Here is a 13758-nt window from a genome sequence, read left to right on the forward strand (position 1 = left end):
CCGCTCTTCCCTGCGATTTTTGTTTCATTGGCCATGCGTTCGCGTGTTCGCTGAGGAGAAGCCTGGGAGGCTGCTTATGAGTTTGCATCTTGGTTCGGGCGAGATCGCGGCCCGCGCCGGCGTTATCATCGACCGCATGAAGTCGATGGAAGGGCCGCTCCTGCCGATCCTGCACGGGATCCAGGAGGAGTTCGGCTATGTGCCGCAGGATACGCTGCCGCTCATCGCAAAGGCGCTGAACCTGTCTCGCGCCGAAGTGCATGGCGTGATGACCTTCTACCATGATTATCGCGATCATCCCGCCGGCCGTCATGTGCTGAAGCTCTGTCGCGCCGAAGCCTGTCAGTCGATGGGCGGCGACCGGCTCGCCGAGCGGGTCAAGCAATTGCTCGGCATCGATTTCCACCAGACGACACTGGATGGCGGCGTGACGCTGGAGCCGGTATACTGTCTCGGCCTGTGCGCCTGTGCGCCGTCGGCGATGCTCGACGGTGAGCTTCATGGCCGCCTGGATGATGAGGCCGTCGAAGATCTCGTGATGGAGGCGCGCCGATGACGGTGAAGATTTACATCCCCCGCGATGCCGCCGCTCTTGCCCTCGGGGCCGAGAAGGTGGCGAAGGCTGTCGCGCAGGAGATTGCCGGCCGGGGTCTTGATGCGCAGATCGTGCGCAACGGCTCGCGCGGCATGTTCTGGCTGGAACCGCTGGTCGAAGTCGAGGTCGACGGCAAGCGTATCGGCTATGGGCCGATGAAGGCCAAGGATGTGGTTGGTATCTTCGATGCCGGGCTGATCACCGGCGGCGATCATCCGCTCTGTCTTGGGGAGGTCGAGAACCTCCCATTCCTCAAGGAGCAGACCCGCCTCACCTTCGCCCGCTGCGGCGTCACCGATCCTCTTTCGCTGCAAGACTATGAAGCCCATGGTGGCCTGAAGGGCCTGCGTCGTGCCGTCGGCATGGTTGCGGCCGACATTGTGAAGGAAGTGACCGACTCCGGCCTGCGCGGCCGCGGCGGTGCGGGCTTCCCGACCGGCATCAAATGGAAGACGGTGCTCGACGCCGCGGGCGACCGCAAATACATCGTCTGCAATGCCGACGAGGGCGATAGCGGCACCTTTGCCGACCGCATGATCATGGAAGGCGATCCCTTCGTACTGATCGAGGGCATGGCGATTGCCGGCCTCGCAACCGGCGCGACCAAGGGCTTCGTCTATACGCGTTCGGAATATCCGCATGCGATCGCCGTGATGACCGAGGCGGTCGAGATCGCGCGCAAGGCCGGCATTCTCGGGCCTTCCGTTCTCGGCTGCGGCAAGGCTTTCGATGTGGAGATCCGCACTGGCGCCGGCGCCTATGTCTGTGGCGAGGAGACGGCGCTCCTGAACAGCCTGGAAGGCAAGCGCGGCGTGGTCCGCGCCAAGCCGCCATTGCCGGCGCATAAGGGTCTGTTCGACTGCCCGACCGTCATCAACAACGTCATTTCGCTCGCCTCCGTCCCGGTGATCATGGACAAGGGCGCAGCCTTCTATCGTGATTTCGGCATGGGCCGGTCGCGCGGCACCATTCCCCTCCAGATCGCGGGCAACGTCAAATATGCCGGCCTCTACGAGACGGCCTTCGGCCTGTCTCTTGGCGATATCGTCGACAGGATCGGCGGCGGTACTGCAACGGGACGACCGGTCAAGGCGGTGCAGGTGGGCGGGCCCCTCGGGGCTTATTTCCCGCGCGCCTTGTTCGACACGCCGTTCGACTATGAAGCCTTTGCGGCTAAGGACGGCCTGATTGGCCATGCCGGCCTCGTGGTTTTCGACGATACCGCCGACATGCTGAAACAGGCGCGTTTCGCGATGGAATTCTGTGCGGTGGAAAGCTGTGGCAAGTGCACGCCCTGCCGCATCGGTTCGACGCGCGGCGTAGAGACGGTCGACAAGATTGCAGGCGGCATCGAACCGGAGAAGAACCGGGTCCTGCTTGCCGATCTCTGCAACACAATGAAATTTGGTTCGCTCTGTGCACTCGGCGGCTTTACGCCCTATCCCGTCATGAGCGCGATGACGCATTTTCCGGAGGACTTTTCTCCGGTTCCCTTGATCGAAGCGGCGGAGTAAGAGCCATGTCCCTCGTTCACGAAATCGACTACGGTACACCCGCCTCCCAGTCCGAAAACCAGGTGACGCTGACCATCGACGGCCGCCAGATTACGGTGCCGGAAGGCACGTCGATCATGCGCGCTTCGATGGAAGCCGGCATTGAGGTGCCGAAGCTCTGCGCCACCGATATGATCGATGCATTCGGTTCCTGCCGGCTCTGTCTCGTCGAGATCGAAGGCCGCAACGGCACGCCGGCCTCGTGCACGACGCCCGTAGCGCCGGGCATCGTCGTCCACACGCAGACCGGCCGGCTGAAGGACATCCGCCGCGGCGTGATGGAGCTCTATATTTCGGATCACCCACTGGACTGCCTGACCTGCGCCGCCAACGGCGATTGCGAATTGCAGGACATGGCCGGCGCCGTCGGCCTGCGCGATGTGCGTTATGGCTACGAGGGCGACAATCACGTCAAGGCACGCGACAACGGCGAGATCAATCTGAAGTGGGCGCCGAAGGACGAGTCCAATCCCTATTTCACCTATGATGCTTCGAAGTGCATCGTTTGCTCCCGCTGCGTACGCGCCTGCGAGGAAGTGCAGGGCACGTTCGCGCTGACCATCGAGGGACGCGGCTTCGACTCCCGCGTCTCGGCCGGCATGCACGAGAATTTCATCGATAGCGAGTGCGTCTCTTGCGGTGCCTGCGTGCAGGCTTGCCCGACCGCGACGCTGACCGAGAAATCGGTGATTTCGATCGGCCAGCCGGAACATTCCGTTGTCACCACCTGCGCCTATTGCGGCGTCGGCTGCTCCTTCAAGGCGGAGATGCGTGGCGAGGAAGTGGTACGCATGGTGCCGTGGAAGGATGGCCAGGCCAATCGCGGCCATTCCTGCGTCAAGGGCCGCTTCGCCTATGGCTATTCGACCCACAAGGACCGCATCCTCAATCCGATGGTCCGTGAGAAGATCACCGACCCGTGGCGCGAAGTGACCTGGGATGAGGCCTTTGCCCATATCGCCACCGAGTTCAAGCGGCTTCAATATCAGTATGGCCGCGACTCCGTCGGCGGCATCACCTCGTCGCGCTGCACCAACGAAGAGACCTACCTAGTGCAGAAGCTGGTGCGCGCCGGCTTCGGCAACAACAACGTCGATACCTGCGCCCGCGTCTGCCACTCGCCGACCGGTTACGGCCTCGGCCAGGCTTTCGGCACCTCGGCCGGCACGCAGAATTTCGACAGCGTCGAATATTCCGATGTCGTCATCGTCATCGGCGCCAATCCGACGGATGGTCACCCGGTGTTCGGCTCGCGACTGAAGAAGCGGCTGCGTCAAGGTGCCAAGCTGATCGTCATCGATCCGCGCCGCATCGATCTGGTGCGCACGCCGCATGTCGAGGCGAGCTATCACCTGCCGCTGAAGCCGGGCACCAACGTCGCCATGCTGACGGCGCTGGCCCATGTCATCGTCACGGAAGGCCTTTTCGACGAGAAGTTCATCCGCGAACGCTGTGACTGGTCCGAATTCGAAGATTGGGCCGCTTTTGTCGCCGAGCCGCAGCACAGCCCGGAGGAATCGGAAAAATACACCGGCGTTCCCGCCGATCTGGTGCGCGGCGCTGCCCGCCTTTATGCCAAGGGCGGCAATGGCGCGATCTATTACGGCCTCGGCGTCACCGAGCACAGCCAGGGCTCGACCACGGTCATGGCGATCGCCAACCTCGCCATGGTGACGGGCAATATCGGCCGTCCGGGCGTCGGCGTGAACCCGCTGCGCGGTCAGAACAACGTGCAGGGCTCGTGCGATATGGGTTCCTTCCCGCACGAACTGACAGGTTATCGCCACATCTCCGACGATGCGACCCGCGATATCTTCGAAAAGCTCTGGGGCGTGAAGCTCAACAACGAGCCCGGCTTGCGCATTCCCAATATGCTCGATGCCGCCGTCGAGGGCACGTTCAAGGGCATCTACATTCAGGGAGAGGATATCCTCCAGTCCGATCCGGATACCAAGCATGTTGCCGCCGGTCTTGCGGCGATGGAATGCGTCGTCGTTCACGATCTCTTCCTGAACGAGACCGCCAATTACGCGCATGTCTTCCTGCCCGGTTCGACCTTCCTGGAAAAGGACGGCACCTTCACCAATGCCGAACGCCGCATCAACCGCGTGCGCAGGGTGATGAGCCCGCTCAACGGTTATGCCGATTGGGAAGTGACGCAGAAGATGGCGCAAGCCATGGGTCTTGGCTGGAACTACGCGCATCCGTCCGAGATCATGGACGAGATCGCCGCGACGACGCCGAGCTTCGCGCTTGTCTCTTATGACTATCTCGAGAAAATGGGCTCCGTGCAGTGGCCCTGCAACGAGAAGACGCCGCTCGGCTCGCCGATCATGCATGTCGACGGCTTCGTGCGTGGCAAGGGCAAGTTCATCCGCACGGAATATGTTCCGACCGATGAGCGTACCGGCCCACGATTCCCGCTGCTGCTCACCACCGGGCGTATCCTCAGCCAGTACAATGTCGGCGCGCAGACGCGGCGCACCGAGAATGTCGTGTGGCATGCGGAGGATCGCCTGGAAATCCATCCGCACGATGCGGAGCAGCGCGGCATCCGCGATGGCGATTGGATCAAGCTCGCCAGCCGCTCCGGCGATACGACGCTCAGGGCATTGATTACCGACCGCGTTGCCCCCGGCGTCGTCTATACGACCTTCCATCATCCGAACACGCAGGCAAACGTCATCACCACGGACTATACCGACTGGGCGACGAACTGCCCGGAATACAAGGTGACGGCGGTGCAGGTCTCGCCCTCCAACGGTCCGTCGCAATGGCAGATCGATTATGACGAACAGGCGCGGCAATCTCGTCGGATTGCCGGGAAGCTGGAGGCGGCTGAGTGAGTCGGAGTGTGTGGAGAGATACCCCCCTCTGTCACCATCGTGACATCTCCCCCGCAAAGGGGGAGATCGTTAATGTGTGGCACTCTCCTCGCAACATAATGAACATTATCCCGTTGGAAACGTTGTCTGTGGGTGTCGCAGGGCAGAGCGATCCTGCCCAAGAAATTGCTGGTATCGCAGCTACATGACCCGTTTCAAACCCACGACCACCGCATCCGAAACCGTGCGCCGCAACGGCATTGTCCGCTCTGGATCGCGCATCGTGCCGGAAGAAGTGCCAATCGCTTTTTCCTATGGTGGTTCCTCGCATGCGGTGATGATGGGGACGCCTGCCGACATTAACGATTTTGCAGTCGGATTCAGTCTGACCGAGGGCATCATCACCAATATCGATCAGATCGCCGCAGTGGAGCCTGTCGAGGACGAGCGGGGGATCGATGTGCAGATCACCTTGGTCGATGACGCGGCCGATGCATTGCGTGTCCGGCGGCGGCATATGGCCGGGCCGGTCGGCTGCGGGCTCTGCGGCATCGAATCGATCGAACAGGCGGTGCGCAAGGTTCCGGATGTTTCGGCGGTCGCGCTGACGGTCTCCCATGAGGATATCATCAAAGCGGTCGCTCTGTTGAGCGATGCGCAGTTGTTGAACCGCGAGACCCGCGCCGTGCATGGGGCGGGCTTTTATATTCCGGGCGAAGGATTGATCGCCCTGCGCGAGGATGTCGGACGCCATAATGCGTTGGACAAGCTCTGCGGCGCCATCATCCGTTCCGGCCGTGAGGGCTCCGAGGGCATCGTTGCCGTCACCAGCCGTCTTTCGGTCGAGATGGTGCAGAAGGCTGCAGTATTGGGCAGCTCTGTCCTCGTTGCCATTTCCGCGCCGACGGCACTTGCCATCCGCACAGCCGAGGAGTCCGGCATGACGCTGGTGGCACTGGTGCGCGGCGACGATTTCGAGATTTTCACCCATCCGCAGCGCATTACCCCAGGGAGCATCGCCGATGTCGCCTGACGAAACACACCACGGCAAAACGTCAGCCAAGCTCGTCTATATGGCGAACCAGATTGCCACTTTCTTCAAAACGCAGCCGGCCAATGAGGCAGCGCAAGGCGTTGCGACGCATATCAATAAATTCTGGGAGCCGCGGATGCGGCGGCAGTTTTTCGAAATAATCGATAATGGAAACAGCGGGCTGGATCCCCTGGTGCTGGAAGCGGCCTCTTTGATCCACAGGCCGGAGCCGGTCAAACAGGATTAATCCTTCTAATCATTAAGTATTAGTAGTACGATAATGGGGCGGCGAAATTTGTTCGTCGTTACAATTTAAAATAGAATAATTGCGAATCCTAAGTCTTCGAATCAAGGAAAAGTTGTTCATGACGACTGCGGAAACAGATCTTTCAAGAGAATCGGTAACATCAGGTTTGCTCGATCGCGAGCGCATCATCGCCAAGCCCGGCTTCAATCGATGGCTGGTGCCACCGGCTGCCCTGGCGATCCATCTTTGCATCGGCATGGCTTACGGCTTCAGTGTCTTCTGGCTGCCATTGTCGAAAGCGCTCGGTACGTCGACCCCGGCGGCCGAATGCGCCAGCCTTAATCTTCTCTCTGCCCTCGTCACCACCACTTGCGATTGGCGCGTCAGCGATCTTGGCTGGATCTATACGTTGTTTTTCGTGCTGCTCGGTTCCTCGGCCGCCATCTGGGGTGGCTGGCTGGAGCGGGTCGGTCCGCGCAAAGCGGGCGTCGTCTCGGCTTGCTGCTGGTGTGGCGGTATCCTGATCGCCGCGATCGGCGTCATTTTCCACCAGCTCTGGCTGATGTGGGCCGGCGCCGGCATGATCGGCGGCATAGGTCTCGGTCTCGGCTATATCTCGCCGGTGTCGACGCTGATCAAATGGTTCCCTGACCGGCGCGGCATGGCAACGGGCATGGCGATCATGGGCTTCGGTGGAGGAGCGATGATCGGCGCGCCGCTCGCCAACCTGCTGATGACCAGCTTCCGCGGCGACGGTTCGGTCGGAGTCTGGCAGACATTCGTCGTCATGGCGGCGATCTATTTCGTCTTCATGATGGGTGGCGCTTTCGGCTATCGCCTGCCGCCGGCCGGCTGGCGCCCGGAAGGCTGGACGCCGCCCGCTGCCAAGAGCACGATGATCACGACCAAGCATGTGCATCTGCGCGATGCCCACAAGACCAAGCAGTTCTGGCTGATCTGGGCCGTGCTGTGCCTGAACGTCTCGGCCGGCATCGGTGTCATCGGCATGGCCTCGCCGATGCTGCAGGAAATCTTCGGCGGTGCGCTGATCGGTCTGCCGGACGTGAAGTTCGCCGCTCTCGGCAAGGACCAAGTGGCCGCCGTTGCCGCGATCGCCGCAGGCTTTGCCGGTCTGCTGTCGCTATTCAATATCGGCGGACGCTTCTTCTGGGCGTCGCTCTCCGACAAGATCGGCCGCAAGAACACCTATTACTGCTTCTTCATCCTCGGCATCTCGCTTTATACGCTTGCTCCGTGGGCGGCAGGTATTCACAGCAAAGTACTGTTCGTCGGCGCATTGTGCATCATCCTGTCGATGTATGGCGGCGGCTTCGCCACGGTTCCCGCCTACCTCGCCGATATCTTTGGCACGCAGTTCGTCGGCGCCATCCATGGCCGATTGCTCACCGCCTGGGCGACGGCTGGCATCATCGGTCCGGTGGTGGTCAATTATATCCGTGAGGCGCAGAAGGCCGCCGGCGTCGAAGGCGCGCAGCTTTACAGCTTCACCATGTATATCCTCGCCGGCATGCTGGCACTGGGCCTGATCGCCAATGCGTTGGTGAAGCCGCTTTCGGACAAATGGTTCATGTCGGATGGCGAGGTTGCGGCTCTGCAGGCGAAAAGCGCTGCCTCCAACGCCGGCCCTGCCGGTTCCTTCGGCATCGGAACAGGCGGTCTCGACGCCAAGGCGTTGATCGCTTGGGCGATCGTCGGCATCCCGCTGCTTTGGGGTGTCTGGGTAACGATCAAGAGCACATACGCGCTGTTTGGCTGAACCCGGACATACTGATTGCATGAATAAAGCCGCCTCGGAAAACCGCGGCGGCTTTATCTTTATTCTTTGCCAATTCCAGACGGAAACCGCTGGGCGCGTTTCCCGAAATCGCCTTAAGCGGCGACGAGTTCGTCCGTTTCGTTTTCCTTGAACATCTTCGCGAGGTTGAGGAAGCAGATCATGCCGCTTTCGGTGGCGATGATGCCTTCGCAATAGGCGCGGTCGAAGGAAGCGGTGACTTCGGGGACCGGCTGAACCTGGCTCGAGGAGATCGTCAGGATGTCGGAGACGCGGTCGACCAGCATGCCGATGACCATGTTGTGGACTTCGGCGACGACGATGGCGCTGCGTTCATTCGCGACCGTGCTCTTCATACCGAGCTTGTAGGCGAGGTCGATGATCGGAATGACCGAGCCGCGCAGGTTCATGACGCCGATCACATCGGCCGGCGAATGCGGGATCGGCGTCGACGGCGCCCAGCCGCGGATTTCGCGGATGGTGGTGGTCTTGACGCAGAACTCCTGATCATGAAGCCGGAAGGCAATGATCTCCAAAGTGTCGCCGCTGAAGCTGGTGGAATTGATCGTGGCCATGAACACTCTTTCCATTGAAGCATGGCGCCAAATCTGGCGCGCTATCACGAAGATAGCGCAAGAATGTTGCTCAAACCTAAACCGCAGAAGAGATTTCGGAAGGATATACTTGCGGTCTTTTTAGAGCGGTTCAGCGTTTCACGGAATCGCTTTCCCGCTCTATCCCTTTGTTTTGACGCATTCCGGACGGAAAACCGCTGCGCACTTTTCCTGGAAGTGCTCTAAGAGTCTGATTCAAAATTATTCCGCATACTTTCATAATCTTGCGATACGCCGCGCGAAAAGCTGGATCGAGGCGATGAAGAGCCATGCGGTTGCTGATGCGATGGTTTGCTCGAAGTCCTTGGCGAGACGGCGATTTCGGCTCAGCCATGCCAAGGTGCGCTCCACCACCCAGCGACGCGGGAGGATCACGAAGCCTTTGGCGGTATCGGATCGTTTGACGATCTCTACAGTCCATTTGCCGATCCGGCGCAGTGCGTCCCTCAGCTTGTCGCCGGCATAGCCGCCATCTGCGAACACATGGCGCAGCCACGGGAAGCGCCGGATGATTTCGGCCAGCACCATCGGTGCACCGTCGCGGTCTTGGATGTCGGCGGTGTGAATCACGGCGTGAACCAGATTGCCATCGGTGTCGGTGAGGATATGGCGCTTGCGGCCCTTGATCCTCTTGCCCGCATCATAGCCTAGAAGCCCGCCGCTTTCCGTGGTTTTGACCCTCTGGCTGTCGATGACACCCGCGCTTGGGCTGGCCTCCCGACCCGCCGCCTCGCGCGCCATCAGTAACAGAGCATGATTGAGCGAAAGCCACAGCCGATTGTCCCGCCACAGGTAGAACCAGCGCCGCACCGTCGAGGCCGGCGGAAGCAGGGCGGCAGCATCCGCCACGGCAGGCCACCGCGCAGCAGATAGAGGATCGCTTCAACAATCCGCCGCAGCGGCCACTTGCGTGGGCGCCCGACATAGGACGGTGGCGGGAAAAACGGTTCCAGAACCGCCCATTCGGCATCGGTCAAATCGCTTGGCAAATTCAGTTCCGCGCGGGCATACTGCACCCGAGTGGTGTCGGTCCACATCGTCAATTTCCTGGTGGTGTCTCAGTTTGAACTTTGACTTGTCGGTTAGCGGCTTGTCTGCCTCTGGCGATCGGAAAGGACAAGCCTTCGCCAGAATTCGTTATTTCAGGGGCAAAAACAACTCTGCGACCGCCTCATGCTCCGGCACCTCCGGGAAGAAGCTCAGCCGCTGGCAATAGATCGGGAAGTCGCGTGTTTCTTCGCCGCTGGCTGGAAGCCACTCGCGATACAGGTAGAGCGCGGCAGGCTCCAGATTGCCGGTGTTGCCGACGACCCGCAGCACCGCGCAGCGGCCTCCGGGGATCACGCCAGCCTTGATCTGCCCGTCTTCCCGTTCGAACGACCGGTCGATGCCGACACATAAGTCCATCCGGTACTCGGACTGGGGCGTGGTGTGCGGATCGGAGTGGAAGACGTTGAAGGTCGGGCTTGTCTTTGGAGTCAGGCCGGTCGCCTTGCGCCACGCGATGAAACGCTGGATCGTCGCGCCGATCATCGCCGGATCGCCCCGATGCTCCATGATTGCCACGGGGGTCGAGACCACTTCGCGGATCGTCACGTCGTCGGGGGTAAAGGTCTTTTGCATAAGTTTGCTCCGTGCATTGTCGAGAGGGCCAAAAGCGGCAAGCCACGGCTCCCAATCGGGAGATTTTCGGAACGACGAAGGCGATTGCCCGACCCGTTGCCGAAAGGCGCGGGCGAAGGCATCGGGTGCATCGTAGCCGGCATCCATCGCTATGTCCGTGACGCTTTGGGCGTCGCGATAGGCCAGCCGGTATGAAGCGCGCTTCATGCGGGCGAGCTGGACATAGCGATGCACGGACAACCCGAAGGTCGCCGTGAACTGCCGGTGGAAATGAAACTTCGAGAAGGCCGCGATACTACTCAGAACATCAAGATTGAGATCGTCATCGAGATGCTGGTCGATATATTCCAGAACTCGTTGCATTCGAGCATGATAGTTTTGAAATGCCGCCTTCATCGTCCTTTACTCCGTAGCGGCATCAGTTAGGCGTTTATGGCTTAAGCGCGCTCGTCCGATCTTGCGGTTTGACATGGAATAACCGGCACGTGGATGGCGAGGAATGGAGCGAAAGCGGAAATTCAAACTGAGACGCTACCGATCTCCTCCGGTATTTAGCAAAACCGCAGAATCAACGAATTGGGCATCCGTCAAGAATAAGCCGCTGATACCATTCAACTTAATTTTGGATCAGGCTCCAAGGGCTGGCCTATTGAGCCAGCACCTTATCGATCTGTTCCAGCGCCCAATCGACCTGATCGCGGGTGATGACCAATGGAGGCGCAAGGCGGATCGTGTGATCGTGCGTATCCTTGGCGAGCAGGCCGAGATCCTTGAGCTGATAGCAATATTGCCGTGCCCCGCCGGCTTCCGGCACCAGCTCTACTGCCATCATCAGGCCGCGGCCGCGCACGTCCTTCACGATATTCGAGCGGATCGAACGTAGGCCTTCGAGGAAATAATCGCCCATGACGGCGGCATTCTCGATCATGCCCTCCTCGGTGAGCACGCGCAGCGCGGCGCGAGCGACGGCGCAGGCCAGCGGATTACCGCCGAAGGTGGAACCATGCTGGCCGGGCTTCAAGACGCCGAGGACTTCAGAATTGGAGAGCACGGCGGAGACGGGGTAGAAACCGCCCGACAGGGCTTTGCCGATCAGCGTCACGTCGGCCTCGATGCCCTCATGCTCTTCGGCGAGCAGCTTGCCGGTGCGGCCGAGGCCCGTCTGGATCTCATCGAGGATAAGGGTGACGTTGTTGACGGTGCAGAGTTCCCGCACGCGGGTGAAGTAGCCGGGTGCGGGAATGATGACCCCAGCCTCGCCCTGGATCGGCTCGATCAGCACTGCGACGGTGTTTTTGTTGATAGCTGCGGCAAGGGCGTTGGCATCGCCGAAGGGAACGGTGCGGAAGCCTGGCGTATAGGGGCCGAAGCCGGTACGGGCATCCGGATCGGTGGAGAAGCTGATGATGCTGAGCGTCCGGCCGTGAAAATTGTTGGAGCAGACGATGATTTCCGCCTGGTTTTCCGGAACGCCCTTCACCTCGTAGCCCCATTTGCGCACGGCTTTGATCGCCGTCTCGACGGCCTCGGCGCCGGAGTTCATCGGCAGGATCTTGTGCGAGCCGGTCAGCGCCGCCAACTCTTCGTAGAGATAGGCGAGCTGGTCGTTGCGGAAGGCGCGGGAGGTAAGCGTCAGCTTACCGGCCTGCTCGATCATCGCTTCGCGGATCTTCGGATGGCAATGGCCCTGGTTGACCGCCGAATAGGCAGAGAGACAATCGAGATAGCGCTTGCCGTCGGTATCCCAGACATAGACGCCTTCGCCGCGGGTCAGCACGACGTCGAGCGGCTTGTAATTATGGGCGCCGAGGCGCTGTTCGGTGGCGATGAGATCGGTCGATACGCTCATGATAATTTCCCCCCAGACCTATGCTGCCCTTGTCGGGCGATCGAAAATGCGCCGTCCGAAGAGGCTCGCCGTCATTTCCACCAGGACGCGGGCGCTCTTGCCGCGATCGTCGAGGAACGGATTGAGCTCGACCAGATCGAGCGACGAGACGAGGCCGCTGTCGGACAGCATTTCCATGATGAGATGGGCTTCGCGGAAGGTCGCGCCGCCGGGTACCGTCGTCCCGACACCCGGCGCGATATCCGGATCGAGGAAATCGACGTCGAAGCTGACATGCAGCAGGCCGTTGGCGGCGCTGATCGTATCGAGCACCCGGCGCATGATCGCGGCCACGCCCTGCTCGTCGAGGGAGCGCATATCGAAGACGTTGACGCCGTGCTCGCGGATTTCCTGGCGCTCGTGCGGGTCGACGGAGCGTATGCCGACCTGGAATACCTTCTTCGGATCGACCAGCGGGCGGGAGGCCGGCAGGATATCCGCAATCTCGGCTTCGCCGCAGAAGAAGGCGACCGGCATGCCGTGAATATTGCCCGACGGCGATGTGGCCGGGGAGTTGAAGTCCGAATGCGCATCCAGCCAGAGCACGAACAGCGGCCGGCCGACCTCGGCGGCATGGCGGGCCATGCCGGAGACGCTGCCCATGGAGAGGCTGTGATCACCGCCCAGGATCAGCGGAAAGCTACCGGATGAGGCAACGTCGTAGACCTTGGCTTCCAGGGCACGGGTGAAGGCGCCAACAACCTTCAGATTATGTGCCTTCGGATGGTCCGGCAGATCGGCGGCGGGGGCCGGATGCAGGTCGCCGCTGTCTGTGACACGATGGTTGAGTTCGGTCAGCATCGTCTCGATGCCGGCGATGCGCAGGGCTGTCGGGCCCATGCCGGCGCCGCGGCGGCCGGAGCCTTCCTCGAGCGGAACGCCGATCAGGGTGATGGATGTGGATTCTACGTTCATCGGCAGCGCTCCAATCAGCAATTGGCCCCGAAAAATACGAAGCGGTTTTCGGAAAGACCTGTGCGTTATCCCAGATTCAGGTTGGTTGTTGATCCCGATTATCAACGAGGGAGATGACAGCAAAAAGATGGAAAATTGTCAAAAATCGAGTAGTCTTCGACAGATTGACTAGTATGATTTAGCAGAATGATAAGCCCATGGATGACCTTGATCGCGACCTCCTGAGCGCGCTGCGCCACAATGCCCGCACCTCCGTCTCATCACTGGCGGCAACGACGGGCGCCTCGCGCGCCACGGTGACGGCGCGCATCGAACGGTTAGTCGACAACGGCACCATCACCGCCTTTACCATCCGAACCGGCCACGAGACCCGCTCCGCCGGCGTGCGCGCCATCGTCATGATCGAGGTGCTCGGCAAATTGGCGGATAAGGTCGCCGATCAGCTTCGCGGCCTGCCGCAGGTGAGGGCGTTGCACAGCACCAACGGCAAATGGGATTTCATCGCCGAACTGGAAGACCGCGACCTCGCCTCCTTCGACGAAACGCTGCGCCGGATTCGCCTGATCAACGGTATCAACACGACAGAGTCCAATATCTTGCTGAAGACGAGCAAGATGGGGTTTTGATCATCCTTGCCAGGGGGAGACCACCCGTCCTCGCCCTTCGAGGC

The 13758-nt window shown here is 60.8% G+C and carries 12 protein-coding genes; 7 read left to right on the forward strand and 5 right to left on the reverse strand.

The genetic code is table 11. The features are described from left to right. Positions 1 to 76: 76 nt before the first annotated feature. The 6 genes from GGD50_RS13130 (at position 77) to GGD50_RS13155 (ending at position 8030) form a co-directional block, all read left to right on the forward strand. Positions 77 to 556, forward strand: coding sequence for a formate dehydrogenase subunit gamma (locus tag GGD50_RS13130; RefSeq protein ID WP_107109559.1), 480 nt, complete (start codon positions 77 to 79; stop codon positions 554 to 556). Then, positions 553 to 2109: a formate dehydrogenase beta subunit gene (locus GGD50_RS13135; RefSeq protein WP_107109558.1), complete on the forward strand. Its 1557-nt coding sequence runs from the start codon at positions 553 to 555 to the stop codon at positions 2107 to 2109. Before GGD50_RS13130 ends, GGD50_RS13135 begins: the two co-directional genes overlap by 4 nt. A gap of 5 nt (positions 2110 to 2114) precedes the next feature. Next, positions 2115 to 4994 (forward strand): formate dehydrogenase subunit alpha, encoded by a 2880-nt coding sequence (fdhF, locus tag GGD50_RS13140; RefSeq protein WP_107109557.1) that lies wholly within the window; start codon positions 2115 to 2117, stop codon positions 4992 to 4994. A 184-nt stretch (positions 4995 to 5178) separates the two neighbouring features. Then, positions 5179 to 6006, forward strand: coding sequence for a formate dehydrogenase accessory sulfurtransferase FdhD (gene fdhD / locus GGD50_RS13145; protein ID WP_107109556.1), 828 nt, complete (start codon positions 5179 to 5181; stop codon positions 6004 to 6006). Then, on the forward strand, positions 5996 to 6253 hold the full coding sequence (locus tag GGD50_RS13150; RefSeq protein ID WP_107109555.1) for a formate dehydrogenase subunit delta: 258 nt from the start codon (positions 5996 to 5998) through the stop codon (positions 6251 to 6253). Before fdhD ends, GGD50_RS13150 begins: the two co-directional genes overlap by 11 nt. Positions 6254 to 6371: 118 nt before the next feature. Continuing rightward, entirely contained in the window at positions 6372 to 8030 is a 1659-nt protein-coding gene (locus GGD50_RS13155; protein ID WP_107109554.1) for an OFA family MFS transporter, read from the forward strand. Positions 8031 to 8143: 113 nt separating this feature from the next. Here the strand turns inward: GGD50_RS13155 and GGD50_RS13160 are convergent, their stop codons facing one another. The 5 genes from GGD50_RS13160 to rocF all read right to left on the reverse strand — a co-directional run bounded on the left by GGD50_RS13160 (position 8144) and on the right by rocF (position 13088). Continuing rightward, on the reverse strand, positions 8144 to 8623 hold the full coding sequence (locus tag GGD50_RS13160; protein WP_028751249.1) for a chemotaxis protein CheW: 480 nt from the start codon (positions 8621 to 8623) through the stop codon (positions 8144 to 8146). Between the two features lie 255 nt (positions 8624 to 8878). Beyond that, positions 8879 to 9699, reverse strand: a protein-coding gene (locus tag GGD50_RS13165; protein WP_107109553.1) for an IS5 family transposase whose coding sequence is annotated in 2 segments (ribosomal slippage) — positions 8879 to 9489 and positions 9489 to 9699 — 822 coding nt in all. Because the reading frame shifts where the segments join, the coding sequence is not laid out codon by codon here. Positions 9700 to 9799: 100 nt separating this feature from the next. Continuing rightward, on the reverse strand, positions 9800 to 10681 hold the full coding sequence (locus GGD50_RS13170; protein ID WP_107109552.1) for an AraC family transcriptional regulator: 882 nt from the start codon (positions 10679 to 10681) through the stop codon (positions 9800 to 9802). A 250-nt stretch (positions 10682 to 10931) separates the two neighbouring features. Beyond that, on the reverse strand, positions 10932 to 12134 hold the full coding sequence (gene rocD / locus GGD50_RS13175) for an ornithine--oxo-acid transaminase (protein WP_107109551.1): 1203 nt from the start codon (positions 12132 to 12134) through the stop codon (positions 10932 to 10934). Between the two features lie 18 nt (positions 12135 to 12152). Then, positions 12153 to 13088 (reverse strand): arginase, encoded by a 936-nt coding sequence (gene rocF, locus GGD50_RS13180; RefSeq protein ID WP_107109550.1) that lies wholly within the window; start codon positions 13086 to 13088, stop codon positions 12153 to 12155. A 197-nt stretch (positions 13089 to 13285) separates the two neighbouring features. On the opposite strand from rocF, the gene GGD50_RS13185 reads away from it, so the two are divergent. Then, positions 13286 to 13714 carry an Lrp/AsnC family transcriptional regulator gene (locus GGD50_RS13185; RefSeq protein ID WP_107109549.1) on the forward strand — a complete coding sequence of 143 codons (429 nt, stop codon included), beginning with the start codon at positions 13286 to 13288 and terminating at the stop codon, positions 13712 to 13714. Positions 13715 to 13758 lie beyond the last annotated feature (44 nt).

The organism is Martinezella paranaensis (assembly GCF_014200235.1).
Lineage (GTDB): Bacteria > Pseudomonadota > Alphaproteobacteria > Rhizobiales > Rhizobiaceae > Rhizobium > Rhizobium paranaense.